The organism is Nonomuraea sp. C10 (assembly GCF_008017515.1).
GTDB classification, from domain to species: Bacteria; Actinomycetota; Actinomycetes; order Streptosporangiales; family Streptosporangiaceae; genus Nonomuraea; species Nonomuraea ferruginea.
Genome location: NZ_VPFF01000001.1, coordinates 4,987,844 through 5,012,170 on the forward strand (window position 1 = coordinate 4,987,844; position 24,327 = coordinate 5,012,170).

22 protein-coding genes are annotated in these 24,327 nt (G+C 73.3%); 9 read left to right on the forward strand and 13 right to left on the reverse strand.

Annotated elements, in window-relative coordinates; all coding sequences use genetic code 11:
- Window positions 1-42 precede the first annotated feature (42 nt).
- On the reverse strand, window positions 43-840 hold the full coding sequence (locus tag FR742_RS22990) for an SDR family oxidoreductase (RefSeq protein ID WP_148032852.1): 798 nt from the start codon (window positions 838-840) through the stop codon (window positions 43-45).
- Between the two features lie 156 nt (window positions 841-996).
- On the opposite strand from FR742_RS22990, the gene FR742_RS22995 reads away from it, so the two are divergent.
- On the forward strand, window positions 997-2,757 hold the full coding sequence (locus FR742_RS22995; RefSeq protein WP_148034763.1) for an ABC-F family ATP-binding cassette domain-containing protein: 1,761 nt from the start codon (window positions 997-999) through the stop codon (window positions 2,755-2,757).
- 10 nt (window positions 2,758-2,767) lie between these two features.
- Here FR742_RS22995 and FR742_RS23000 read toward each other — a convergent pair whose 3' ends face one another.
- From FR742_RS23000 to FR742_RS23020, 5 genes are all read right to left on the reverse strand, one after another.
- Window positions 2,768-3,283 (reverse strand): hypothetical protein, encoded by a 516-nt coding sequence (locus FR742_RS23000; RefSeq protein WP_148032853.1) that lies wholly within the window; start codon window positions 3,281-3,283, stop codon window positions 2,768-2,770.
- A 369-nt stretch (window positions 3,284-3,652) separates the two neighbouring features.
- The gene (locus FR742_RS23005) at window positions 3,653-4,234 is read right to left on the reverse strand and encodes an NUDIX domain-containing protein (RefSeq protein WP_187281270.1); all 582 of its coding nucleotides are present in this window, start codon (window positions 4,232-4,234) and stop codon (window positions 3,653-3,655) included.
- Between the two features lie 108 nt (window positions 4,235-4,342).
- Complete coding sequence (locus FR742_RS23010) at window positions 4,343-4,891, reverse strand: GNAT family N-acetyltransferase (RefSeq protein ID WP_148032855.1); 549 nt, start codon at window positions 4,889-4,891, stop codon at window positions 4,343-4,345.
- A 10-nt stretch (window positions 4,892-4,901) separates the two neighbouring features.
- Window positions 4,902-5,945, reverse strand: a complete 1,044-nt coding sequence (locus tag FR742_RS23015; RefSeq protein ID WP_261808692.1) for a hypothetical protein — start codon at window positions 5,943-5,945, stop codon at window positions 4,902-4,904.
- A gap of 46 nt (window positions 5,946-5,991) precedes the next feature.
- Window positions 5,992-8,931, reverse strand: a complete 2,940-nt coding sequence (locus FR742_RS23020) for a bifunctional [glutamine synthetase] adenylyltransferase/[glutamine synthetase]-adenylyl-L-tyrosine phosphorylase (protein ID WP_148032857.1) — start codon at window positions 8,929-8,931, stop codon at window positions 5,992-5,994.
- A 75-nt stretch (window positions 8,932-9,006) separates the two neighbouring features.
- On the opposite strand from FR742_RS23020, the gene FR742_RS23025 reads away from it, so the two are divergent.
- Window positions 9,007-9,543 (forward strand): HXXEE domain-containing protein, encoded by a 537-nt coding sequence (locus tag FR742_RS23025; RefSeq protein WP_222709025.1) that lies wholly within the window; start codon window positions 9,007-9,009, stop codon window positions 9,541-9,543.
- On the opposite strand, the gene FR742_RS23030 is transcribed toward FR742_RS23025, so the two are convergent.
- Window positions 9,521-10,219: a type 1 glutamine amidotransferase gene (locus FR742_RS23030; RefSeq protein WP_148032858.1), complete on the reverse strand. Its 699-nt coding sequence runs from the start codon at window positions 10,217-10,219 to the stop codon at window positions 9,521-9,523. The genes FR742_RS23025 and FR742_RS23030 overlap by 23 nt on opposite strands.
- 41 nt (window positions 10,220-10,260) lie before the next feature.
- On the opposite strand from FR742_RS23030, the gene FR742_RS23035 reads away from it, so the two are divergent.
- Window positions 10,261-11,106 (forward strand): alpha/beta fold hydrolase, encoded by an 846-nt coding sequence (locus FR742_RS23035; protein WP_148032859.1) that lies wholly within the window; start codon window positions 10,261-10,263, stop codon window positions 11,104-11,106.
- Between the two features lie 43 nt (window positions 11,107-11,149).
- Here FR742_RS23035 and FR742_RS23040 read toward each other — a convergent pair whose 3' ends face one another.
- The 4 genes from FR742_RS23040 to glnA form a co-directional block, all read right to left on the reverse strand.
- Window positions 11,150-11,866, reverse strand: a complete 717-nt coding sequence (locus FR742_RS23040; RefSeq protein WP_148032860.1) for a PaaI family thioesterase — start codon at window positions 11,864-11,866, stop codon at window positions 11,150-11,152.
- A gap of 232 nt (window positions 11,867-12,098) precedes the next feature.
- Window positions 12,099-12,386 carry a hypothetical protein gene (locus tag FR742_RS23045; protein ID WP_148032861.1) on the reverse strand — a complete coding sequence of 96 codons (288 nt, stop codon included), beginning with the start codon at window positions 12,384-12,386 and terminating at the stop codon, window positions 12,099-12,101.
- Between the two features lie 14 nt (window positions 12,387-12,400).
- On the reverse strand, window positions 12,401-13,183 hold the full coding sequence (locus FR742_RS45300; protein ID WP_222709026.1) for a hypothetical protein: 783 nt from the start codon (window positions 13,181-13,183) through the stop codon (window positions 12,401-12,403).
- 123 nt (window positions 13,184-13,306) lie between these two features.
- Window positions 13,307-14,668, reverse strand: coding sequence for a type I glutamate--ammonia ligase (gene glnA / locus FR742_RS23060; protein ID WP_148032862.1), 1,362 nt, complete (start codon window positions 14,666-14,668; stop codon window positions 13,307-13,309).
- Window positions 14,669-14,819: 151 nt separating this feature from the next.
- Here glnA and FR742_RS23065 point away from each other — a divergent pair, with 151 nt between their 5' ends.
- Window positions 14,820-15,365: an EF-hand domain-containing protein gene (locus FR742_RS23065; RefSeq protein WP_148032863.1), complete on the forward strand. Its 546-nt coding sequence runs from the start codon at window positions 14,820-14,822 to the stop codon at window positions 15,363-15,365.
- Between the two features lie 8 nt (window positions 15,366-15,373).
- Window positions 15,374-16,354, forward strand: a complete 981-nt coding sequence (locus FR742_RS23070; protein WP_261808693.1) for a terpene synthase family protein — start codon at window positions 15,374-15,376, stop codon at window positions 16,352-16,354.
- Here FR742_RS23070 and FR742_RS23075 read toward each other — a convergent pair.
- Window positions 16,345-17,316 (reverse strand): DUF5937 family protein, encoded by a 972-nt coding sequence (locus tag FR742_RS23075; RefSeq protein WP_148032864.1) that lies wholly within the window; start codon window positions 17,314-17,316, stop codon window positions 16,345-16,347. The genes FR742_RS23070 and FR742_RS23075 overlap by 10 nt on opposite strands.
- A 58-nt stretch (window positions 17,317-17,374) precedes the next feature.
- On the opposite strand from FR742_RS23075, the gene FR742_RS23080 reads away from it, so the two are divergent.
- From FR742_RS23080 to FR742_RS23095, 4 genes are all read left to right on the forward strand, one after another.
- A complete protein-coding gene (locus FR742_RS23080; RefSeq protein ID WP_261808694.1) occupies window positions 17,375-18,571 on the forward strand; it encodes an MFS transporter in 1,197 nt (398 codons plus the stop codon).
- 72 nt (window positions 18,572-18,643) lie between these two features.
- Window positions 18,644-20,518, forward strand: coding sequence for a sensor histidine kinase (locus FR742_RS23085; RefSeq protein WP_148032866.1), 1,875 nt, complete (start codon window positions 18,644-18,646; stop codon window positions 20,516-20,518).
- Between the two features lie 47 nt (window positions 20,519-20,565).
- Window positions 20,566-22,041: a BTAD domain-containing putative transcriptional regulator gene (locus FR742_RS46410; RefSeq protein WP_148032867.1), complete on the forward strand. Its 1,476-nt coding sequence runs from the start codon at window positions 20,566-20,568 to the stop codon at window positions 22,039-22,041.
- Between the two features lie 53 nt (window positions 22,042-22,094).
- Window positions 22,095-23,864, forward strand: a complete 1,770-nt coding sequence (locus tag FR742_RS23095; RefSeq protein ID WP_148032868.1) for an NAD+ synthase — start codon at window positions 22,095-22,097, stop codon at window positions 23,862-23,864.
- A gap of 57 nt (window positions 23,865-23,921) precedes the next feature.
- Here FR742_RS23095 and FR742_RS23100 read toward each other — a convergent pair whose 3' ends face one another.
- A complete protein-coding gene (locus FR742_RS23100; RefSeq protein ID WP_148032869.1) occupies window positions 23,922-24,314 on the reverse strand; it encodes a spore-associated protein A in 393 nt (130 codons plus the stop codon).
- Between the last annotated feature and the right edge of the window lie 13 nt (window positions 24,315-24,327).

Genomic DNA, 24,327 nt, shown 5'->3' on the forward strand with positions numbered 1-24,327 from the left:
CGGACCGGTGTTTCCGGCGGGCTTCGGACCCGCATCCCCCGCTCAGAGGCCGTAGCGGCCGAGCACGTCCCGCTTGCGGCCGGTGAGGAACTTGCGGGCCATCCGGCCGGTGGTGAGCCAGGCGATGACGTCGCCGTTCCCCGTGCCGGCCAGCATCCTGCCGACCAGGTACGGCGCGACCTCGTCGACGTGGTCGCAGAGGATGTTGAGGAGCTTGCGCTGTTTGGCGACCTGCTCGGGGGCGGCGGCGGCCTCGCGCAGCCAGCCCTCGGTGATGAGCATGCCGGGGCTGACCTGCCCGACCCGTACGCCGGTGCCCGCGACCTCCTTGGCCAGCGCCCGGGTGAAGGAGTCGAGGCCACGCTTGGTGGCCGAGTAGACGCCCATGCCGGGACGGATCCGGCCGTCGCTGCCGCCGCCGAGGATGTTGAACACCTGGCCGCCGCCCTGGGCGAGCATGCCGCGTACCGCGACCTGGGAGCCGTAGACGGTGCCGAGCATGTTCGTGGTGACCATCGCGCGGACATCGCCGGGCGCGGTCTCGACGATGGGGCGGGTGGTGTTGGCGACGCCGGCGTTGTTGATCCACAAGTCCACGCCGCCGAGGGCGTCCACCGCGGTGGCCCACAGCTTCTCGACCTGCTCGGGGTCGGTCATGTCGACGGCGCACCCGTGCACCGCCGCGCCTTCCGCCGCCTCCGGGCGCAGTCGCGCCACGGCCTCGTCCACCGCCGCCCTGGTACGGCCCGACACGACCACGGAGTGCCCGCGCCGGAGCAGTTCGCGGGCGAGAGCGAACCCGAGCCCTTTGGTGCTGCCGGTGACGACTGCCTTCCGCATGGCCGCTCCCTGGAGGGTGGGGAATCGGCGTTGATCTTACGCCGCCGCCTTCTCCTCGGATAGACCTGAGACGAGACGTTGCGTCTTGGAGGACGTGACGCTACTCTCTCATGAGACGGATCGTCTCGTCTCACTGGAAGCGAGGAGGTGGGCCTCATACGTACCGCTGCCCAACTGTCACTGGCCGAGATCACGAAGCGATACGACACCCGCGTCGTCCTGGACCGCGTGTCGTTCGCCGTCAAGCCCGGCGAGCGGATCGGGGTGATCGGCGACAACGGGTCGGGCAAGTCCACGCTGCTCAGGCTCATGGCGGACGAGGAACAGCCGACCAACGGTGAGCTGGTGGTCGTCGCGCCCGGTGGCGTTGGATACCTGCCGCAGACGCTCGCGCTGCCGCCGCACGTGACCGTCGCGGAAGCCGTCGACCTGGCGCTGGCCGACCTTCGGGAGCTCGAAGCCCGCATGCGGGCGGCCGAGCGGTCACTCGGGGAGGAGTCCTCTCCGGATCTGGACGTGTACGCGGAGCTGGTGGCGGAGTTCGAGACCCGGGGCGGCTACGAAGCCGACGTCCGGGTGGATGTCGCGCTGCACGAACTCGGGCTGCCCGGGCTGGACCGGAGCCGCCCGCTGGGCACGCTGTCCGGCGGCGAACGCGCCAGGCTGGCCCTGGCCGCCACGCTGGCGTCCGACCCCGAGCTGCTGCTGCTCGACGAGCCGACCAACGACCTGGACGACCGGGCCGTGTCCTGGCTCGAACAGCGCCTGCGCGCCCACCGGGGCACGGTCGTGGCGATCACGCACGACCGGGTGTTCCTGGAGCGGGTGACCACCGCCATCCTGGAGGTCTCCGGCGGTCAGGTGCGCCGCTACGGCGACGGGTACGCCGGATACCTCGCGGCCAAGGCCGCCGAACGCGCCGCGCAGGCGCGGGCCCACGAGGAGTGGAAGACGGAGCTGGACCGGCATGCCGGTCTGGTGGCGGCCAACGCGGGCCGGTTGGCAGTGATCCCGCGCAAGACGCCCAAGGCGGGCATGGGCACCGGGACGTGGCGTGCGCGCTCGCGTACCCACGGGGCCTCCCGGCGCATCCGCCAGTCCCAGCAGCGGCTGCGCCGGCTCACCGACCACCCGGCGCCGCCGCCGCCCGAGCCGCTGCGCTTCACCCCCACCCTCGCCGCCGCGGGTGCCCGCGAGGGTGCGAAGGTCGCCGCGCTCGACGGCGTGGTGGTGGCGGGACGGCTCCAGCTCGACTCCCTGACCATCAGGGCCGGCGAGCGCCTGCTCGTCACCGGCCCGAACGGGGCCGGCAAGACCACGCTGATGCGCGTGCTCGCCGGCGAACTGCTGCCCGACGCGGGCGAGGTACGGCGGAGCGGCCGCACCGGACTCTTCCGCCAGGACGACCCGGACACAGACGTACGGCGGACCGAACGGTCGGGGTCCTCCCCCCAGGACCTTCCGGACGACGGTGACACGCGGCGGAGCCGACGGGTCGAGTTCCTCGGGGAGGACGAGCCGGACAGGCGTGACGCGCGGCGGACCAGGGATGTGCTGGTGAGGGCCGAATGGACCGTGTTGCGGGCCTATGCGCACGGGCGGGCCGGGAGTCTGGATGAGCACGCGGACGCGCTGCTGGCTCTGGGGCTGTTCGGGCCGGCCGACCTGGGGCTGCGTCTGGGAGAGCTGTCGTATGGGCAGCGGCGCAGGGTCGAGCTGGCGCGGCTGGTGAGCGAGCCCGTGGACCTGCTGCTGCTCGACGAGCCGACCAACCACCTGTCGCCGATGCTGGTGGAGCAGATGGAGGAGGCGCTGGCCTCGTTCCCCGGCGCGCTGGTGGTCGTGACGCACGATCGGCGCCTGCGGGCCGGGTTCACCGGCTCCCGTCTGGAACTCGCCGACGGCATGCCATCATGACGCCCGGATGTCAGTCGTCGGCGGCGACCAGGAGTGACAAGGTCCCGGCGGTCCGATCGACGAGGACCAGCTCGTGGAAGTCGATCTGGACCCCGCCCCAGTCGTGGAACGCCCCACGGCCGAGGTCCTTCAGCCAGTACCGCTCGGTGGCGTCCGCGAGCAGCGGGTGGACCTCGTCCTCCAGCCGGGCGGACAGAGCCGCCGGAAGCGGCCCGAACTGGTCCGCCCAGCCGCGCAGAACGGCGTGCGCGACCGCCCCGTCGACCTGCTCGTACGCGGCCGGGCTCAGGTTCCGCAGCCAGTAGGGGCCGTGCCGGAGCCCCGCGGCCTCGACTCCTCCCCCGGCGTAGTCGTCCCGGTACTGCTCATGCCCGACCAGGTCAGCCAGGAGACGGCCGCCGGCGACGTCCCGGCGGGACAGGCCGAACCGCTTGACGTCGATCCAGCGGAACGCGTGGTCCTCGAAGGGGAACGCGCTGAAGTTGATGAAGATCTGATCCCTGTACGTGAGCGTCCCGTCCGTCACGCCGGAAACGATAACGCGGGGCGGTCACGGCGCGGGTCTGCCGTACATCGAGAACGCAGGTAGCCCCCGACAGCGGCGGCGAGGAGCGCGCCCGGCCCCCAGAACACGCACGCGGCCAGCCCTTCCAGCGGCGAGGCGAGGGTGACATCCGGTGGACGATCGCAGGCCGGTTCGCCTTCGCCGAATGGGGTGCCTGGGTGCCGGAGTGCTCCTGGCCGATCTGGGGCGCCGCGCCGGCCGCTGCCGCCTGCGGCGCGAGGCCGACGCGGTGGGTGGTCGGCGCGTTGCCCGATGGGCGCGCGGGTGCCGATCCGGCACGTCGTAGCCGCCGGCCGCCCGTGGGGGATGCCCGCCTTGTCGCGTCTCGGCTCATGACTCATTCGTGCTTTCGCCCTGTGCGACTCGCGGAGGTGTCGAAGACAGGATCGCCGCGATGCCGCGTACGAGGCGATCGGTGAGCAGTCCGGCGGGATCGCGCCAGGCGAGGGACCCGGCCTGCGGCGTGATCCGGGCATGCAGCGTCCGGAAGGCGAAGCGGAAGTCGGCGTGCTGGTGCGAGGGCACACCCCTGGCGGGGTCGGCGGGGATCTCGTGGACCTCGATGTCCACAGGGACGGCCTCGGCCGGGACGACGACCTCCCGCCAGGGAACACCCGTCCCCGCTTCCAGCTCGCGCAGGGCGGCGTCGCACAGACTGTCGTCCGAGGGCTCCACGTGGCCGCCGGGCAGGAGCCAGCGGTCCTGCGCGCTGTGGCGGATCATCAGCACCCGGCCGGAGCCGTCGATCGCGACGGCGCTGGTGGTGACGTGCAGGGGCAGGGTCTCGCGCGAGGCGAGGTCCTGCTCGCGGTCGAGCGCCTGCGCCAGCATGACGGCGTCGGCGGCGCGGCCGGGGTGAGCGCCGAGATAGCGCGTCAGCACGGCGACGATCTCCCTGCGGGTCACGGTCATGGCCCTATGGAAGTGGGTCGGCCGGGTGCCCGCAATCGACTGCCGGACAGTGGCGGAAAGCTCCCACATGCCCGTCGTGCCACTTCTGACACGGAATCATGCTTATGGTCAAGTCGTGGGACGAACGACCCCAGCCGCGCTGATCCGGTAGAGGACGTGCGGGCGGAGCGGGTGGCCTTCCGGGATCATGCTGTGGTCGAAGTCGTCGGCCGGGTCGCGGGTCATGCCGAGCCGCCGCATCACCGCCTGGGAGCGCACGTTCAGGACGGCCGTGATCGACACGATCTCCTCCAGCCCCGCCTCGCCGAACCCGTGAGCGAGCGCCCGCCGGCCGGCCTCGGTGGCGTAGCCGTGTCCCCAGGCCGAGCGGGCCAGCCGCCAGCCCACCTCGACGGCGGGCGTGAACGGCGCCTCGAACGTCTGCAGGGCAAGCCCGGCGAACCCGATGAACTCCCCCGTCTCCCGCACCTCCAGCGCCCACAACCCGTACCCGTGCTCGTCGAACCGCTGCTCGATCCGGTCCACGAGGGCGTCGCTCTCGGCCCGGGTCATCGGGGCGGGGAAGTGTTCCATCACCCGCGGGTCGGCGTTGAGCGCCGCGAACGGCTCCCGGTCGCTCTCCCGCCACCTGCGCATGATCAGCCGCTCGGTCTCCATCCCCGACACCCTAGCGACGGGAGCGGATGCCGGTGATGCGGCGCAGGACGTCCCACCAGAAGGGGGCTCCGAACAGCAGCGCCACGTACGTCAGCAGGAAGCCGGGCCAGTGGCTGGGGGTGGTGAGGCGGTCCCACCAGGCGCCGCCGTTCCAGTGGAAGGACGGCTCGCCCTCGGCGGGGACCGCCATGCTGACGATCGCGTTGTCGAGCACCTTGACCAGCGCGGGCTGGCTGAGCGTCTCGGTGACGCACGGCACCGGGTCCGACTGCTCGCACTGCGCCTTCAACTCGCTGTACGCGTCAGGACCCGCTTCGGTGACGGCCGTGACGGTGGCGCGATAGGCGTTGTCGCGCAGCAGCGTCTTGCCGTACTCCAGCCCGTCGACCGTGAACAGCAGCGTCACCACCAGCGCGAGCAGGGCCAGCACCCACTTGACGTACCGCTTGTAGAGCATCGACAGCCGCTGCATCTCGCTGTCGAACCAGCGTTCGACGCCCTGGCGGAACCGGTCGAGGTCGCGCTGGGCGGACTCCCACACACCCTGGAGATGACCGTAGAGCGGGCTGCCCGTGGCCCTGAGCTTCTCCAGGAGCCCTTCGACGCCGCCCGGCTCGCTCGCGGCCAGCTCCATCATGGCCATCGAGAACCGCCCAGGCGGCAGGTCGGCGATGCTGGTGCGGCCCCGGGTGGGGTGGTCGATCTCCCGTACGCGCTCGTACAGCAGACCAGTGAACCCGTCCGCGCCGGCGGGCGCGCCGGCCGGCACGGCGGCGGGCACCGCCGGGGCGGGCCGGCTTTCGTGCTCGGGCCGCGGGTCGCGGGCGAACGGCAGCGCCGCGAACACCTCGCGCAGGCCCGACGGCAGCCACGAGCGGCCCTTCGGCGCGTCGTCGTCGAGCGTGTCGCGCAGGTAGGCCCAGAGGAACTTGCTGCGGATCGCCAGCAGCCGCACGATGGCCTCGTTCAGCCCGCTGACGAGCAGCGACAGCAGGAGGAAGGCCAGCACGAGGCCGAGCGCCAGATCGATGTAAGCGGATAACAAGCCGATCACCCCGCGCCTTGATACACCCTGCGCCGCGCGGCCGCAACGGAAAGACTCAGTCTCCGTAGAAGACGCGCTCGACGACCTGGCGGGCGCGGCGGGTGACGCGGCGGTAGTCGTCGAGGAAGTCCTCCGACCCGTCGGCCGGGTAGCCGAGGGCGCGGGCGAGGTGGCGGCGCTCGCGGGCGCTCGCCGGGACGCTGTCGCCGGGCCGCCCCTTCACCAGCATGATCGCGTCCCTGACGCCGGAGGCGCACCGCCACGCCTCGGCCAGGACCGTCTCGTCGGCCGCGTCGAGCAGCCCTTCGGCCACGGCGGCGCGCAGCGCCTCAAGCGTGCGGGTGGTGCGCAGGGAGGGCAGCGCGCCGGCGTGGCGGAGCTGCAGGAGCTGGGCCACCCACTCCACGTCGGACAGGCCGCCGGGGCCCAGCTTGGTGTGCAGGGCGGGGTCGGCGCCGCGCGGCAGCCGCTCCGCCTCCATCCGCGCCTTGAGCCTTCTGATCTGCCGTACGGCGTCGTCGGTGATGCCGCCGGCCGGGTAGCGCAGCTCGTCGACCATGGCGATGAACGCGGCGCCGAGCTCGGCGTCACCGGCGGAGAACCTGGCGCGCAGCAGCGCCTGCGACTCCCACGGCGACGACCAGCGGGCGTAGTAGGCGCGGTAGGAGGCGAGGGTGCGGACCAGCGGCCCCTGCCTGCCCTCGGGGCGCAGGTCGGGGTCGATGAGCAGCGGCGGGTCGGGCGCGGGCAGGGCGAGCAGCCGGCGCACCTCGTTGGCCACGGCGAAGGCGGCGTCGGTGGCGTCGCGCTCGGCGGCGCCCTCCAGCGGCCGGTGGACGAACATCACGTCGGCGTCGCTGGCGTAGGAGGACTCCATGCCGCCGAGCCGGCCCATGGCGATGATCGCGAACCGGGTGGGCAGCTCGCCGCGCCGCTCGGCCGACACCTTGCCGATGGCCGCGTCGAGCGCGGACTGGAGGGTGACGTCGTTCAGCGCGGACAGCGCCACGCCGACCCGCTCGATGTCGATCAGCCCGGCGACGTCGGCCACGGCGGTGCGGAACAGCTCGCGGCGGCGCAGCGCCCGGACGGCGGCCACCGCGGTCTCCGCCTCGTCGGTGTAGCGGGACACGGCGGCGGACGCCTCGCCGAGCAGCGCCTCGGGCGGGCGGACGGCCAGATCCTCGTCGCGGCCGAGCAGCGCGACCGCCTCGGGGGCGTGCGTGAGCAGCTGGGTGGCGTACCGGCTGGTGCCGAGGACGCGCGCCAGGCGCTGCGCGACGGCGGTCTCGTCGCGCAGCAGCCGCAGGTACCACGGCGTGGCGCCCAGCTTGTCGCTCACCTGGCGGAAGCCGAGCAGCGCGGCGTCGGGGTCGGGCGTGTCGGCGAACCAGCCGAGCATGACCGGCAGCAGCGTCCGCTGGATCGCCGCCCGCCGGGACACGCCGCCGGCCAGGGCGGCGATGTGGCGCAGCGCGCCCTCCGGGTCGACGTAGCCGAGCGCGCCGAGGCGGGCCTCGGCGGCGGAGGTCGACAGCCGCGCCTCGGTCTCCGGCAGGCGGGCCACGGCCTGCAGCAGCGGCCGGTAGAACAGCTTCTCGTGCAGGCGGCGGGCCTGGCTGGCGTGCCGCCTCCACCGGGTGGTGAACTCGCCGACCGGGTCGGCCTGCATGCCCAGCGCCCGGCCGAGCCTGCGCAGGTCGGCGGGGTCCCCGGGCAGCACGTGGGTGCGGCGCAGCCGGTGGAGCTGGAGCAGGTGCTCCACCTGGCGCAGGAACGTGTACGCCTCGGCCAGGCCGCGCGAGTCGTCGCGCCCGACGTACCCGCCCCGCGACAGGGCGGCCAGCGCGGGCAGCGTGGCGCGGCGGCGCAGCAGCGGGTCGAGCCGGCCGTGCACGAGCTGCAGCAGCTGCACCGCGAACTCGATGTCGCGCAGCCCGCCGGGGCCCAGCTTGATCTGCCGCTCCCCCTCGGCCAGCACGTGCGCCTCCACGCGGCGGCGCATGGCCTGGACGTCCTCGACGAAGTTGTCGCGGGTGGCGGCCGACCAGACGAGCTCGTTGACCGCGCCGACGTACTCCTGCCCCAGCTCCAGGTCGCCGGCCACGGGCCGGGCCTTGAGCAGCGCCTGGAACTCCCACGTCTTGGCCCAGCGCCGGTAGTAGGCGAGGTGGCTGGCGAGGGTGCGCACCAGCGGGCCCGAGCGGCCCTCGGGGCGCAGCCCGGCGTCCACCTCCCACAGCGACCCCTCGGCGGTGGCGGCCGAGCAGGCGCGCATCATGGCCTGGGCGAGCCGGGTGGCGGTGCGCAGCGCCTTGGTCTCGTCGGCGCCCTCGCGCGGCTCGGCGACGAAGACGACGTCCACGTCGCTGATGTAGTTGAGCTCTCTGGCGCCGCACTTGCCCATGCCGATCACGGCGAGCCGCGCGTCGTCGGTGTCGACCTCGGTACGGGCGATCGCCAGCGCGGCTTCCAGGGCGGCGCCCGCGAGGTCCGAGAGCTCGGCGGTGACCTCCTGGAAACCGGCCTGGCCGGTGAGGTCGCGGGCGGCCAGGTGGGCGAGCCGGCCGCGGTAGGCGATCCGGAGGCGGGCGAGCGCGCCGGAGCCGGTGGCGCGCGGCTCGGGGTCGCCGGGGTCGGCGCCGACGGCGCGCAGCAGCTCCGCCCTCGCCTCTCCGAGTCCGGGCAGGGCCAGCGTGTCGAGCTGGGCGGGGTGGCGTACCAGGTGCTCTCCCAGGGCGGCGCTGACGCCGAGCACGGCGAGCACCCGTTCCCTGAGCGCGCCGTCGGCGCGCAGCCGGTCGAGGACGGCGGGCTCGCGCTCGGCGAGCCTGGTCAGCGAGGCCAGCGCGAGGTCGGGGTCGGCGACGCCGGCGAGGGCGTCGAGCAGGTCGCCCAGCTCCACTCCTGCCTGCTCCACCAGGCGGGCGGCGGTGGCGGCGTCGGCGAATCCGAGTCTGGCGAGGCGGGCGGCGGTGGACTCGATCCTGGGCACCCCTCCAGTTTGACAGGCCCGCCGGGCGGCGGCCTAGGATAAAACGCAACGGTGCGTTGCGTTTGGGGAGGTTTCGTGGTGGAGCGGGTGCCGGCGACGGTGACGTGGGGGCTGTTCGCGGCGTGGGTGGTGCACGACGCGGAGGAGCTGGCGACCATGGCCCGATGGTCACGCTCGGCCCGGCCGCGGCTGGAGCGGCTGTTCCCCTCGGTGCCGTGGGAGCGGCTGGAGGTCTCGCAGGCGCACGTCACCGTGGCGATCGGGCTGATGGGCGCGGTGATGGCGGCGGCGTCGGCCGAGGGCGCCCGCACCGGCGGGCGCAGCCCGCTGTTCCAGGCGGCGCTGGCGGGTTTCGGCGCGCACGGCGTCGTTCATCTGGCGCAGGCGGCGCTCACCCGCGGTTACACGCCGGGGGTGGTGACCTCGCCGCTGGTGGTGATCCCGTTCTCGGTGTGGGCGTGGCGGCGGCTCAAGGCGGCGGGCGTGCCGGTGGACGCCGGACCCTCGGCGTCACTCGCCGCCTTCCCTGTGCTGGCCGCCGCCGTCCACGGTCTCGCCCACGTCCTCACCGGCCGCGGGCGGACCCGGATCAGGCGCCCTGGGCGGGCGTGAGGGGGGCCGCGTCGGCGTGGGCGCGGACGCGGGCCGCGAAGGCCCGCGCCATCGGGCGCCAGGTGGACTCCAGTGCGGGCGCCGCGGCCCGCACCTGGTCGTCGAGATGTTCCAGGCCGGTTCCCGCGGTCCACGAGGCGAAGATGTCCGGCGTGGCCTCGGGGTGGAACTGGACCGCCCAGGCCTCGCCCAGCCGGTAGGCCTGGTTCGGGTAGCGGTCGCCGGTCATCAGCGGCACCGCGCCGTCGGGCAGCCGCGTCATGGCGTCCCGGTGATACTGCACGGCGACCGCGCGCCCGACGCCCGCCAGCAGCGGGTCGGCGGCCGCGGCGGGCAGCGCGACGACCTCGCACGCGCCGGCCTCCAGCCCGTCGCCGCCCCGCTCCACGGTGCCGCCGCAGGCCATGGTCAGCAGCTGGGCGCCGAGGCAGACGGCCAGCGTGGGCGTGCCGTCCTCGACGGCCCGGCGCAGCAGCGCGCGGGTGGCCGGCTGCCAGGGGCAGCGCTCGTCCTCCCACGCGGCGGCCTCGCCACCGAGCACGATCAGCCCGTCCGCCGCCCGCTCGGGGATCTCCTCCCCGAGGTACGGCCGGACGACGTCGCAGGGCAGCCCCAGCCAGCCGGCCAGGTAGCCGAGCGGAGCGTCGGCCTCGTTCTCGATCACCGTGATGCGCATAGCACCTAATGTAAAGCCCGCTTTGTCCCTAAACTCCCAGCATGAGGATCGAGGATGTCGACGGCCTGCGGATCGCCACGTACGGCGCCGGGCCGCGGGTGATCGTGGCGGTGCACGGGATCACCGCCTCGTCGAAGGCCTGGGAGGCGGTCGGGCGGCGGCTCCCGGACGGATGGTCGATGGTCGCCATGGACCTGCGCGGCCGCGGCCACAGCGCCGGCCTGCCCGGTCCGTACGGGCTGGACCGGCACGCCGAGGACGTGCTGCGGGTGGCGGACCACGTGGGCGCCGGCCCGGACGCGGTGCTGACCGGCCACTCGATGGGCGGGTACGTGGCGGCGCTGGCGGCGGCGCGGCGGGAGTTCGCCCGGGTGGTGCTGATCGACGGCGGCCTGCCGCTGCCGCTGCCGCCGGGCATGGACGCGGACGAGGCCATGGTCGCCACGCTCGGCCCGGCGCTGGCCCGGCTGCGCCAGACGTTCCCCTCGGCGGAGGCGTACCTGGAGTTCTTCCGGGCGCATCCCGCCTTCGACGGGTTCTGGAGCGCCGAGGTGGAGGAGTACGTGCGCTACGACTTGACCGGGCCGGAGGGCGCGCTGCGCTCGCGGGCGGTGCCGGAGGCCGTGGCCGAGGACGGGCACTGGCTGCTGCGCGAAGGGGCGAGGATCGGCGACGCGCTCCAGAACATCGAGGCGCCGCTGCACCTGCTGCGCGCTCCGCGCGGGCTGCTGAACCAGGACGTCGGCATGTTCCCGGACGACCTGACCGCTCCCTGGCTGGTCCGGCTGCCGGAGCTGAGGGACGAGGTGGTGCCGGACTGCAACCACTACACGATCCTGTTCGACGAGCGGTGCGTGGCGACCATCGTCGAGCGGCTCACCTCCTGACACGGCGGACGGCCCCGCACAGGGGGCCGTCCGGCGCCGTGGGTCAGCGAGGAGCGATCCACGTGGCGTTCGCGGCGGCCACCAGCGTGCCGTCCACCTCGTAGATCGCGCTCTGGCCGAACATCTTGCGGCCCTCGCGGCCGGTCTCGCGGGCCACCACGGAGTAGACCCCGCCGGCGGTCACCTTGCGGTGGAACTGCACCGCGAGCCGTCCGAGCAGCGCCGACTGGCCCGGCCTGAAGTGGGCCCAGCCGGTGACGCAGTCGAGCGCGGCGCCCACGACCGCGGGCGGCACACCGTCCTCGTCTGCCACCGTGAACGGCACCCGCCACCCCGCCGCGACCAGGTTGTCGCTGCCCTCGACCGGGCCGGGGAAGATGCGCAGGCCGTCACCCGGCTCGCGGAACCCGCACGCGAAGCACTCGGGGAAGGCGTGCGCGCGCCGACCGGCGAACCCGGACTCCGCCCGCGCGGCCTCGGTGAAGGACACGAACGGCGGCGCCTGCACGTCCTCGGCCACCGGGATGGCCTCGACCAGCGGTTTCCCGCCGTCGTAGAGGGAGACGGAGTTGGCCAGATGCTCCAGCTTCAACTCGGTGCCGAGCGGTGTCGGGGCGCGCAGCGTGACCTCGACCGCCGATCGCCCGCCGTTCAGCACGCCCGCGAGGGTGCCGGCCAGCCAGCCGCCGTTGGCGGATCGCGCGGGCCCCCGGAAGCGGTCGGGAACGGTCAGTACGGTCTGCAGGGCAGCCGTCGTCATGCAACACCCTCCAATATCGCCATAAATCGGCGAAGTCCTGAAACGTCGTTTGAGATGGGCCGATACTACTGGACCTGCTGATCAGCCCATACTCGGGCCCACACCAGGTGATGTCCCGCGCATCGCGGAGCCCTGCCGCTGCCCGAGATCTCCAGGAGGGAACCTCCGGAATCAGTAAAAGATACGGTGCCGACGTTGCGAGCAGGTGACTTCCGGGTGGAAGTGATGTTGCTCACGTTCGCCGGTCCGGCTCCTCCCGGCCGTCCTCGGCGCCGGGGAGGGCGATCCTGGACGCGATCACGTACTCGATCCGGACGTTCCGGTACTCCTCGCCCTCGTGGACCCGGTCGGGCAACCGGTCCCGGCGGCTGCCGGAGGCGGACTCCTCCCCCGGTTCGCCGGCGAACCGCACCGACGTCTCGGGCACCTCCGCGAACCGCAAGCGGTCCGCGCGCACCGTGGCGGTGAACACGATGTCGGCGTCCTCGATGAGCCGGCGGCTGGGACGGTCGTCGTTCATCACGGCTCCAGGGTCTAGCGGCGGACCCGTTTGGACAGTTCCAGAAGCTGGCGCGCGCCCACCCGCCCCACGGCCCTGCCGAGATCCCGCAGAGAGTCCCCCAGATGTGGCCCTTCCTCCCCGGCCCCGGACTCGGGCCGGGCGGACGCGGACTCGGGCGACGGTTTTGATTCAGGTTCGGGCTCGGGTTCGGGTTCGGACTCGTCCTCGGGTTCGGGCTCCGGCTGGGGCTCAGGTTCGGGCTCGGGCTCGGGCTCAGGTTCGGGTTCGGGTTCGGGTTCGGGTTCGGGCTCCGGCTCTTCGAGTGTCGCGTCGCCGGGTGCGTACGGCTCCTCGTGTTCGCCGAGGAGTTCGGCGTCGCGGCCCAGGTCCGCGATCGGCCGCTCGACCTCCGGCAGCGCGTCGCCCACGTCCCGGACGGCGGTCGCCACGCTGTCGACGGCGCCGGTGACGATCTCGGGGTTGCGGTCGATCGTCCGCAGGACGTCACCGACGATCAACGCGACGTTGTCGAGCCGCACCTTGAGCATCGCCTGCGCGTCCACGCCGTCGATCTCCAGGTTCACCTTGCCGAGCACGACGTCCACACCGACGTGCAGGTTCAGCAGGTCGAGCACGTCGGCCTGGAGGGAGACCCGCGCCCGCAGGTCCTCCACATCGAGGCTGATCTTGTCGACCTTGACCGTCGGGACGTCCAGCAGGACATCCGGGTCGGCGGAGCCGGACGGCCTCCGCTCCGGTTCGGAGTAGAGCAGGTCCGGATGCTCGCCGGCGGCCTCCGGCACGTCATCGGTCATGTCCGCGCTCCTCCCCGCCCGTCGGGAACGGCTGATGCGCCGAGGAAGTGACCCTTCCAGTGCACGGCCTACCCGAGAACGCGACAAAGCGCCCAAACTAGGACCCAAATCGGCGTATAGGCGTCAGAGGACGGGCAGGTAACGGCCGAGCTCGAACTCGGTGACCGTGCGCCGGTAGTCACGCCACTCCGCCCGCTTGTTGCGCAGGAAGAAGTCGAACACGTGCTCGCCGAGCGTCTCTGCCACCAGCTCGCTGCGCTCCATGACGCTTATGGCCTCGTCGAGCGACTGCGGCAGCGGCTGGATGCCCAGGGCGCGCCGTTCGGCGCTGGTGAGGGTCCACACGTTGTCCTCGGCCGCCGGCGGCAGCTCGTAGCTCTCCTCGATGCCCTTGAGCCCCGCGGCCAGGACGAGCGCGAAGGCGAGGTACGGGTTGCAGGCCGAGTCGAGCGACCGGAACTCGATGCGGGTCGAGCCGCCCTTGTGCGGCTTGTACATGGGCACCCGCACCAGGGCCGAGCGGTTGTTGTGGCCCCAGCAGATGTAGGAGGGGGCCTCGCCGCCCTGCCCGGCGATGGCCTCGGCGCCGCCCCACAGCCGCTTGTAGGAGTTGACCCACTGGTTGGTGATGGCGGTGATCTCGGCGGCGTGCCTGAGCAGGCCGGCGATGAACGAGCGGCCCACCTTGGACAGCTGGTAGTCGGCGCCGGGCTCGTGGAAGGCGTTGCGGTCGCCCTCGAACAGCGACATATGGGTGTGCATGCCGGACCCGGGGTGCTCGGTGAACGGCTTGGGCATGAACGAGGCCCAGACGCCCTGCTCCAGCGCGACCTCCTTCATGACCAGGCGGAAGGTCATGATGTTGTCGGCGGTGGTGAGCGCGTCGGCGTAGCGCAGGTCGATCTCCTGCTGGCCGGGGGCGCCCTCGTGGTGGCTGTATTCCACCGAGATGCCCATCGACTCCAGCATCATGATCGCCTGACGGCGGAAGTCGTGGCCGGAGCTGTGGGGGGTGTGGTCGAAGTAGCTGCCGGAGTCGATCGGCTCGGGCCGCAGGCTTTCGCCCGGCCGGTTCTTCAGCAGGAAGAACTCGATCTCCGGGTGGGTGTAGAAGGTGAACCCCATGTCGGCGCACTTGGCGAGCGTGCGCTTGAGCACCCAGCGCGGGTCGGCGTGGGACGGGGAGCCGTCGGGCATGAGGATGTCGCAGAAGATGCGCCCGGCACCGGGCGTCTCGCTGCGCCACGGCAGGATCTGGAACGTCGACGGGTCGGGCTTGGCGAGCATGTCGGACTCGTAGACCCGGGCGAACCCCTCGATGGCGGAGCCGTCGAAGCCGATGCCTTCGGCGAACGCGCCTTCCAGCTCGGCCGGCGCTATCGCGACGGACTTGAGGAAACCCAGCACGTCGGTGAACCAGAGCCGGATGAACCGGATGTCGCGTTCCTCGAGCGTGCGGAGCACGAACTCCTGCTGGCGGTCCACGGCATCCCCTCGTGCAGATGGTACAGGTCACTTATCAGCATGCCGTGTCCGTGTTTCGCACAGGTTACGAGGGGTGCCGGTGCGAGCCTCACTGACAAAGGGCGTGCCCGGTCTTAATGTGATCACGCAGTCAGTCTCGGGGGAGGCATTGGTGGCTATCGACCTGCTCAATCACAAGCTCGATCGGGCCTTCGACCACATCGACGCGGCCGGCAGGGGCGTCGTGGACCGCGAGGACCTGCTGGGCCTGGGGGCCCGCATCCTGGTCGGTTTCGGGGAGTCCCCCACGTCCGTGACCGGCAGCGCCCTCGTCGACGGCTTCGACCGCGTCTGGGCGGAGCTGTCGGCCGCGCTCGGCCGCGACGAGGACGTCGACATGTCCCGCGAGGACTTCGCGCTCGCCATGACCGCCGCGTTCGTCAAGGGCGACAGGTACGACCCGGTCTTCGGCCCGGCGGCCGCGGCGGTGGCCGGGCTGTGCGACCGCGGCGGCGACGGCTACGCGGGGCCGGAGGAGTTCCGCACGCTGCTGGCCGCCTTCGGCACCGGCCACGACGACGCCGACGCGGCGTTCGACCGGCTCGACACCACGGGCCGGGGCGTGCTGACGGTGGACGAGCTGGTGCGCGCCGCCCGCGACTTCTACACGGGCGAGGACCCCGAGGCGCCCGGCAACTGGCTCTTCGGGCCCCTGTGAACACCGCGGTGAGCACGACCGTGATGGCTTCCGTACGGTCCGCGCTCCGATCCGTCCTGCACTGGAAGCCCCTGCTGCCGCTGCCCCGCCGGGGCAGCAGGGCCGCGGCCGCGCTGCTGCCGCTGGTCGAGCGGGTGCCCGGGATGGCGGCGCCGTGCCGGATGCATCCCGCCGTGTACGCGATCGAGGCGGCCGTCATCGACTGGGCGCGCCGTACGGGCCTGCGCGCCGACCCGGGGGTCGGCTTCCACCGGATGGCGGGGCGGGCGTTCGCCGAGTTCGACGCGGCCGCGGCGGCGCTGTTCGCGCAGTGGCTGACGTGGCTGTTCCACCTGGACGACGAGCTGGACGAGGGGCCGTGCCCGCTGGAGGTGTTCCAGGGGATGCTGGAGGGCGCCGGCGGCCATCCGCTGGAGGCGGCCTTCGCCGACCTGTGGCGGGTGACGAGCGCGCGGATGAGCGACCAGTGGCGCCGCCGGTTCGCGGTCAACCTGCAGCGCCAGCACTACGCCTGCCGCACCGAGGCCGACAACAGGGCGGCGGGCCAGGCGCCGACGCTGGCCGACTACCCGATGCTGCGCAGGGGCACGGTCGGCCCCTACCTGTACGACCTGGTGGAGCCGTGCCTGCGGGTGGAGGTGCCGGCCTGGGTGCACCGGTCGGAGCCGTGGCAGGAGCTGGTGAACTCCTGCAGCGACATCACCGCCTGGTGCAACGACGTGGCCTCGCGGCCCAAGGAGCGCGGCGACGGCCACAACCTCGTCGTGATCGCGATGCGCGAGCTGGGCCTGGGCGAGCGGGAGGCGGTCGGCTGGGTGCTCGACCGGATCGCCGAGCGGTGCCGCGACATGAGCGGGGCCGCGCGTCGGCTGCCGCTGGACGATCTCGCGCCGGGCACCGCCAGGGACGTGAGCAAGGTGGCGTGCGCCTACCTCGCGGCGCCGCGGGCCCACCTCGACTGGCTGCTGGAGTCGTCCCGCTACGCGTGAGGGGCGGCGGCGAGCGCGTCGCCGGTGGCGGTGCGGCGGTAGACGACCTGCTTGCCGACCCGCATGCCGACGGTCAGGCCGCTGCCGCTGAGCACGGTCAGGTGCTGGCTGACCGCGCCGGGCGTCAGCGCCATGCGGCCGGCCAGCGCCGTGGTGGTGGCCGGCTCGGCCAGCGCGAGCAGGATGCGGGCGCGGCTGCGGCCGATGAGCGCGGCGAGCGCGCCGGGCGCGGGCGGCGGGCCCTGCTCCCACAGCGTGCCGACGCCGAGCACCGGATAGACGAGCATCGACTGGTACGGGGCGGACATGACGGCGACCGACGGCCAGTAGAACGCGCTCGGCACCAGCACCAGGCCGTCGCCGTGCAGCGCCGGGTCGTCGTTGCACCAGGGCCGGTCGACGAGGAGCCGGCCACCGGCCCAGGTGACGGCCGGGTCGAGCCCGTCGAACAGCTCGCGGGCGCCGCCCCTGGCGAGCTGCCGCGAGCGGCGCAGCACGTCGCGTTCGAGCAGCGCGTGGACGCGCGGCCAGAACTCGGCGAGACACGTCCGCCAGTACGCCTCAAGGGCGTCGGCGACCCGCTGGATCCCGCCCGCCGGGTCGGCGACGAACCGGCCGAGCGCGGCCGGATCGGCGGAGCGCACCTCCCGCGCCTCGTGCAGCGCCCGCTCCGGCGAGGTGCGCCGGACGCGCTCCAGCTCGGCGGCGAAGTCGGGCATGGGCGTGTCGGGCGGCGGCGTGAGGAAGTCGGCGAGATAGCCGCTCGGGGGCACGAGCGCGAGCAGCTCGGCCAGGTCGAGCCCGGCCAGGCGGGGCCGCACGCAGGTGAGCCACGGCAGATGCAGGGCCTGCCTGGCCGGGTCCTGGAGGGTGCGCAGGCTCGCGACCAGCTCCCACAGCGGGGAGAAGGCGAACCGGATCCGGGCCACGTCCTCAGGCTTCAGCTCCCACGTCACCGGCATGCTTTTAGTGTGCCCTAAATCGTTCGACCCGGCGATCCGAGGGCCGGAACCTGGCGGGGTGACGACCACCGCTCCCGAAAAACCGCCCTTCCTGCGCGCCGCGTTCGGCGGGCTGCCCCGCCCCTTCTGGGCCCTGTGGGGCGGCACCCTGGTGAACCGCCTGGGCGCCATGGTGCTGCCGTTCACCGGCGTGTTCCTCACCCAGGCGCGCGGCTTGTCCGTGGCCGCCGCCGGTCTGGTCATGGCCGTCTTCGGGGCGGGGTCGCTGCTGTCGCAGCTGCTGGCCGGGACACTGGCCGACCGGATCGGGCGCCGGGCCACGCTGGCCGGCGGCATGGTGGCCACCGCGGCGGCGCTGATGGCGCTCGGCTACAGCACGACGCTGCCCGCGATCCTGGCCTCGATGCTGGCGCTCGGCCTGGTCGTGGACGCCTACCGGCCGGCCTCGAACGCGCTGGTCGCCGACCTGGTCTCGCCGGAGCACCGGCCGCGGGCGTTCGGGCTGCTGTTCTGGGCGATCAACCTGGGCTACTCGGTCGGCATGACGGCGGGCGGGTGGCTGGCGCAGCAGGGCTTCCTCCTGCTGTTCTGGCTGAACGCGGCGAGCTGCCTGGTCTTCGCGGCGCTGGTGTGGCGGGCGGTGCCGGAGACCCGGCCCACGGGCGAGTCCGGGCCCGGCGGGTTCGGGATGGTGCTGCGCGACCGGCTGATGGTCGCGTTCACGCTGGTGACGCTCGGGAACGCGCTGATGTACGCGCAGACGTACACGATGCTGCCGGTGGCGATGACGAAGCTGGCCGGGCTGACGACCGCCCAGTTCGGCGCGGCGATGGCGCTGAACGGGGTGCTCATCGTGATCGTGCAGCCGCTCGTGTCCGGCTGGCTGGGCCGCAGGGACGCGCCCAGGACGCTGGCGGCGGGGCTGGCGGTGATGGGGGTGGGGTTCACGCTGACGGCCTTCGTCACCAGCACGGCCATGCTGGCGGTCACCATCGCCGTGTGGACCGCCGGCGAGATCGTCACCGCGGGCATCGCCGGGACCATCCTGGCCAGGCTCGCCCCGGCCCACCTGCGCGGCCGGTACGCGGGACTGTTCGGGTTCGCCTGGTCGGCGGCCGGGATGCTGACGCCGCTGATGGGCAGCGCCCTGCTGGAGGTCGGCGGACAGCCGGCGCTCTGGTTCACGACGGGCGGGATCGGCCTCGTCTCCGCGGCGGGGATGCTCGCGATCGGCCCAGCGATCAGGCGCCGTTGAACGGATTTTGATTCATTGTTGGCCCAGGCCCGATAATTTCCTCCCTGCCAGAGGGCTGGGAGGACGGATTTCATGCGCCACGCAGGGGCGGCGCGCGGTGTGGCGATCGGGCTCGCCACGCTCGCGATCGCCTTGGAGCTCGCCAACGCCTGGGTGACCGCCCAGCTGCCGCCCGCCTCCTACACGCCGCTCCCGTTCGCGCCGGAGGACGTGGCCGGCACCGCGTTCCCGGTGTTCGGCGCCATCCTGGTGGTGCGCAGGCCGCGGCTGGCCATCGGGTGGCTGCTGTGCGCGGGCGGCGTGAGCGCCGCCGCCAACATCCTGTCCGCCAACCTCATCGCCCTGTACGGGGAGCCGGGGTGGGGCTGGATCGTGGTGCAGGCAACCTGGCAGGCCTGCCAGCTCTCGCTCGGCGTGCTGCTGCCCCTGCTCTACCCGGCGGGCCGGATGCCGTCGCCGCGCTGGCGGTGGGCGCTCCTGCCGGCGGTGGCGGGTCACCTGCTCGACTGGACCGCGATCGTGATCATGGAAAGGGAGCTCAGGGACGCCGCCCACGTGCTCGTCGCCGCGGGCATGGCGCTGGCCTTCGCCTCGCTGGCCGTGCGGTTCACCCGGGGCGACCCGGTCGAGCGGCGGCAGATCCTGTGGGTGCTCGTCACCCTGCCGGGGCTGCTGATCCCCTGGATGCTCGGCGGGCCGTTCTGGTGGCTGGCCACGCTCGGCATCCCGCTCATCCCGGCGGCGATCGCGGTGGCGGTGCTGTGCTACCGGCTGTTCGGCATCGACACGCTGATCAGCCGGGCCATGGTCGGCACCGGGCTCGCCCTGGTCATCACCGCCGTCTACCTGGCGGTGGGCGCCGCCTCCAGCCTGTTCCTGGCCGAGGTGGACCCGGTCGCCGGGCTGGCGGCCGCGCTGTTCGCCGGGGTGTTCTTCCAGCCGATGCGGCACGCGCTGCAGCGCGGCGTGGACCGCCTGCTCTACGGCGGCATCGGCGTGCCCGCCGAGCTGGCCGAGCGGCTCAAGCACCGGCTGCAGCGCGTCGACCCGGGCCACGGGCTGCTGGCCGCGCTGGAGGTGCTGCGCGAAGGGCTGTCGGTGACCGGGGCGGCGGTCGAGGTGGACGGCGCGACCACGGTGACCGGCTCGCCCGAGCCCGTCGCCCGTACCGTCCCGCTGGTCTGGCACGGCGAGCCGGTCGGGCTGCTGCTCATCGGCCCGGCGGGCCGGCGCCGCTTCCCCGCCGCGCACGACGAGCGGGTGATCGCCACGCTCCTCCCGTACCTCGCCGACGCCGCGCACGCGGTGCGCATGACCGCGGCCGTGCGGCGGTCGCGCGAGCGGATCCTGACCGCGCGCGAGGAGGAGCGGCGGCGCCTGCGCCGCGACCTGCACGACGGGCTGGGCCAGTCGCTCACCGGGATGGCGATGGTGATCAACGCGGCCCGTGTCTCCCTGCGCCGCTCCCCCGAGCAGGCCGAACGGCTGCTGGCCGACCTGCGCGCGGGCATGGACGCGATCAGCGGCGACATCAGGCAGCTCGTGTACGGGCTGCGCCCCCCGGCGATCGACGAGCTGGGCCTGGCCGGCGCGATCGGGGAGCTGGCCCGCACGCCCGAGGAGCCGGCGACCTCGGTGGAGACCGACGGCGACCTGGACGGCCTGCCCGCGGCGGTGGAGGTGGCGGCGTACCGGATCGTCCAGGAGGCGCTCACGAACGCGCGCAAGCACGCCGCCGCCTCCCGCGTGACGGTCCGGCTGGAGCGCGACAACCGGGTGCTGCGCCTCACGGTGGCCGACGACGGGATCGGCCTGCCGCCGGACGCCCGCGCGGGCGTCGGGCTGGGGTCCATGCGCGAGCGCGCCGCCGAGCTGGGCGGCACCTGCGTGATACGGGCCGCCGAAGACGGCGGAACCGTGGTGAGCGCGGATCTGCCCACGCCATGAGTTCCCATTTACCGGCACATCTGGATGGCCGTAGGCTTATGCCCACAATGTTGACTTTCACTGCGCTCGGACCGTTCCAGGCCTGGGCGGACGGCGTCCCCCTCGACCTCGGCGGTCAGCGACAGCGGGCGGTGCTCGCCCGGCTGATCGTGGCCGGGGGCCGGGCCGTTCCCGTGAACACGCTCATCGACGAGCTCTGGCCCGGCGATCCGCCCGCGCAGGCGCTCTCGACCATCCAGGGGTACGTCTCCCGGCTGCGCCGCGTGCTCGAACCGGGCCGGGCGCCCCGCGAGGAGGCGTCCGTCCTGGTGTCGGCCCCGCCGGGCTACGCGCTGCGGGCCCGTCCAGAGCAGGTGGACACCTGGCGGTTCGAGCGCCTGGCCAAGTCCGACGGGCCGCCCGGCGAGGTGTGGGCGGCCATGGACGGCGCGCTGGCGCTGTGGCGCGGGCCCGCGCTGGCCGAGTTCGCCGACCTGACGTGGGCGGCGACCGAGGCGGCCAGGCTGGAGGAGTTGCGGCTCGTCGCGATCGAGCGGCGGGGCGCGGCCGGGCTGGCGCTCGGGAGCCCGACGGCGCTGGTCGCGGACCTGGAGGCGCACGCCGCCGCGCATCCGCTGCGCGAGGAGGCCTGGCGCCTGCTGGCGCTGGCCCTCTACCGCACCGGCCGGCAGGGCGACGCGCTCGCCGCGCTGCGCCGCGCCCGCGCGGTCTGGCGGGACGAGCTGGGCCTTGACCTCACGGCGGGGTTGCAGCGGCTGGAGCACGACATGCTCTCCCAGACCCTGCCGGACATCCCCCAGACCCCCGTGGCGGACCGGCCCGCCGCCGACGCGGAGCCCGCGGCCTCCCCCGGCGGCCCGCCCCTGCGGGTGCTCGTCGCCGACGACCAGGCGCTGGTACGCGCCGGGCTCAAGGTCGTGCTGGCCGCGGAGGCGGGGCTGGAGGCGGCCGGGGAGGCCGGGGACGGCGAGGAGGCCATCGCCGCCGCCCGCGCCCTGCGCCCCGACGTCGTGCTGCTCGACATCCAGATGCCGAACCTGGACGGCCTGGCCGCCGCCCGCCGCATCCTCACCGCCGCCGATCCGCCCAAAGTGATCATGATGACCACCTTCGGCAGCGACGAGAACCTCTACGCGGCGCTGCGCGCGGGCGTCAGCGGGTTCATGCTCAAGACCTCGCCGCCCGAGCAGCTCGTCGCCGCCATCCGGGCCGCCGCCGCGGGCGACGCGCTCATCGACCCGGCGGTCACCACCCGGCTGATCTCCGCCTTCGCCGGGCGCACCGACCCGGCCTCGCCGCCCGCGCTGGCCGGGCTCACCGACGCCCAGCTCGACGTGCTGAAGCTGGTGGCACGCGGGCTCACGAACCGGCAGATCGGCCAGACGCTGGCCATGCCGGAGCCGGAGGTGCAGGGGACGGTGCGGACGCTGCTCGACAACCTGGGGTTGTTCGAGCGGGCGCAGCTCGTGGTCGCGGCCTACGAGTCCGGCCTGGTGACCCCGGGAAGCATCGCAGCGAAGTAGGCCGATTTATCGTCATTTTGAGGCTAAAAATAACCCCGTACTAGGCTGGGGCCGTGGCACAACTGCGTATCGCCCTGGCCCAGACGAACCCGACCGTAGGCGACCTGGCCGGCAACGCCGACAAGCTCGTGGCGTGGACCCGCCGGGCCGCCGACCGCGGCGCGCACCTGGCCGTGTTCACCGAGATGTTCCTCACCGGCTACCCCGTCGAGGACCTCGTGCTGCGCACCTCCTTCGTGGACGCCGGCATCGCCGCGATCGAGGAGGTGGCGCTCCGGCTCGACCGCGAGGGCCTCGGCGACCTGCCGGTGGTGGTCGGCTACGTCGACCGGGCCGGCCTGGCCCCCCGGGTCGGCCAGCCCAAGGGCGCCCCGCTCGACGCCGCCGCCCTGCTCCACCGCGGCCGGGTGGTGGCCCGCACCGCCAAGCACCACCTGCCGAACTACGGGGTGTTCGACGAGTACCGCTACTTCGTCCGCGGCGACCGGCTGCCGATCTTCCGGCTGCACGGGGTCGACGTCGCCGTGGCGGTCTGCGAGGACCTCTGGCAGGACGGCGGCCCGGTCGCCGTGGTCGGCCAGGCGGGAGCGGGCCTGCTCGTGGTGCCGAACGCCTCCCCGTACGAGAAGGAGAAGGACGACATCCGCCTGGAGCTGTGCGCGCGCAGGGCGCGCGAGGCCGGCAGCGCGCTCGTCTACGTCAACCAGGTCGGCGGGCAGGACGAGCTGGTCTTCGACGGCGACTCGCTGGTGGTGGACGCCCGCGGCGAGCTGGTCGCGCGGGCCGCCCAGTTCCGTGAGGAACTGCTGGTCTGCGACCTCGACCTGCCGGTCTCGTCCGCCGAGCCCGGGTCCTTCCCGTACGACGCCGGCGACGGCACCACCATCACCGTGGACCGGCTGGTGCTGTCGGACGACCCGCTTCCCGCGTACGAGCCGGAGCCCCCGAGCGTGGCCGAGCCGCTGGACACGGTCGCCGAGGTCTACGAGGCGCTGGTGCTGTCGGTGCGCGACTACGTGGCCAAGAACGGGTTCGAGTCGGTCATCCTCGGGCTGTCGGGCGGCATCGACTCCGCCTTGACGGCCACCATCGCCGCCGACGCCATCGGCCCGTCTCGGGTGCACGTGGTGCTCATGCCCTCCCGCTACTCCTCCGAGCACTCGCTGTCGGACGCCCAGGACCTGGTACGGCGGCAGGGCCTGCGGGCGCAGGTGGTGCCCATCGCGGAGATCGTGACCTCGTTCGAGAAGGAGATCGAGCTGTCCGGCCTGGCCTCCGAGAACCTCCAGGCCCGGGTGCGCGGCATGATCCTCATGGGCCTGTCGAACCAGCACGGCCACCTGGTGCTCACCACCGGGAACAAGAGCGAGCTGGCCACCGGCTACTCCACGCTCTACGGCGACTCGGCGGGCGGGTTCGCGCCGATCAAGGACGTGCCGAAGCTCATGGTGTGGGAGCTGTCCAGGTGGCGCAACGGCGGTGGCGACCCGTCGTTCCGGCTCCAGGTGGACGAGCCGATCCCGCCGAACTCCATCACCAAGGAGCCCAGCGCCGAACTCCGCCCCGACCAGCGCGACACCGACTCCCTTCCGCCGTACGAGGTCCTGGACAAGCTGCTGGACGACTACGTCGAGAAGGACATGGGCTCCCGGGAGCTCATCGCCGCCGGGCACGATCCGGCGCTGGTCGCCCGCGTCATCCGGCTGGTGGACCTGGCCGAGTACAAGCGCCGCCAGTATCCGCCGGGTCCCAAGATCACCCCGAAGAACTTCGGCCGCGACCGGCGTCTCCCCATCACCAACCGCTGGCGCGAGACCACGTAGGCCTTCTCCCCTACGGAAAGGCCCGCCGCGCGGCGGGCCTTTCTCCTGGTCAGGGGATCAGCCGCAGTGCACGTTGTTGAGCTCGAGGATCGTCCAGGCGGGGACGGTCGCGCTGACGTCGATGCACTGGCCGGGCGCCGAGACGTACACCGGGCCGGCGTAGTACTTGCAGTTACCCGCGTCGGTGTCCGCCCCGCTGCCGTCACCTCTCGAGATCGTGACGTGCTTCCAGCTGGTGGTGCCGTCGTACTGACCGTAGCCGTAGGTCAGGGCGCAGTTCTTTCCGGTGCTGGAGCTGTAGTACACCTCCAGCGTGCCCGTGCGGGTGCCGTTCTTGGAGACCGCGTAGACGCCGACCCGGGAGTAGCTGCTGCCGCAGGGTCCGGCGGCGCCGGCCGGGGCCGCGCCCGCCACCAGCGTGGTCGTCGCGGCCAGGGCCGTGCCGGCCATGTTGCCCCTGATG

Bases quoted from the DNA above. Each gene is read 5' to 3' on its own strand.
- FR742_RS22990 (WP_148032852.1), bottom strand. From the start codon at position 840: ATGCGGAAGGCAGTCGTCACCGGCAGCACCAAAGGGCTCGGGTTCGCT.
- FR742_RS23005 (WP_187281270.1), bottom strand. From the start codon at position 4,234: ATGACCGTGACCCGCAGGGAGATCGTCGCCGTGCTGACGCGCTATCTC.
- FR742_RS23010 (WP_148032855.1), bottom strand. From the start codon at position 4,891: ATGGAGACCGAGCGGCTGATCATGCGCAGGTGGCGGGAGAGCGACCGG.
- FR742_RS23030 (WP_148032858.1), bottom strand. From the start codon at position 10,219: ATGCGCATCACGGTGATCGAGAACGAGGCCGACGCTCCGCTCGGCTAC.
- FR742_RS23035 (WP_148032859.1), top strand. From the start codon at position 10,261: ATGAGGATCGAGGATGTCGACGGCCTGCGGATCGCCACGTACGGCGCC.
- FR742_RS23040 (WP_148032860.1), bottom strand. From the start codon at position 11,866: ATGACGACGGCTGCCCTGCAGACCGTACTGACCGTTCCCGACCGCTTC.
- FR742_RS23045 (WP_148032861.1), bottom strand. From the start codon at position 12,386: ATGAACGACGACCGTCCCAGCCGCCGGCTCATCGAGGACGCCGACATC.
- FR742_RS45300 (WP_222709026.1), bottom strand. From the start codon at position 13,183: ATGACCGATGACGTGCCGGAGGCCGCCGGCGAGCATCCGGACCTGCTC.
- FR742_RS23075 (WP_148032864.1), bottom strand. From the start codon at position 17,316: ATGCCGGTGACGTGGGAGCTGAAGCCTGAGGACGTGGCCCGGATCCGG.
- FR742_RS23085 (WP_148032866.1), top strand. From the start codon at position 18,644: ATGCGCCACGCAGGGGCGGCGCGCGGTGTGGCGATCGGGCTCGCCACG.
- FR742_RS46410 (WP_148032867.1), top strand. From the start codon at position 20,566: ATGTTGACTTTCACTGCGCTCGGACCGTTCCAGGCCTGGGCGGACGGC.
- FR742_RS23100 (WP_148032869.1), bottom strand. From the start codon at position 24,314: ATGGCCGGCACGGCCCTGGCCGCGACGACCACGCTGGTGGCGGGCGCG.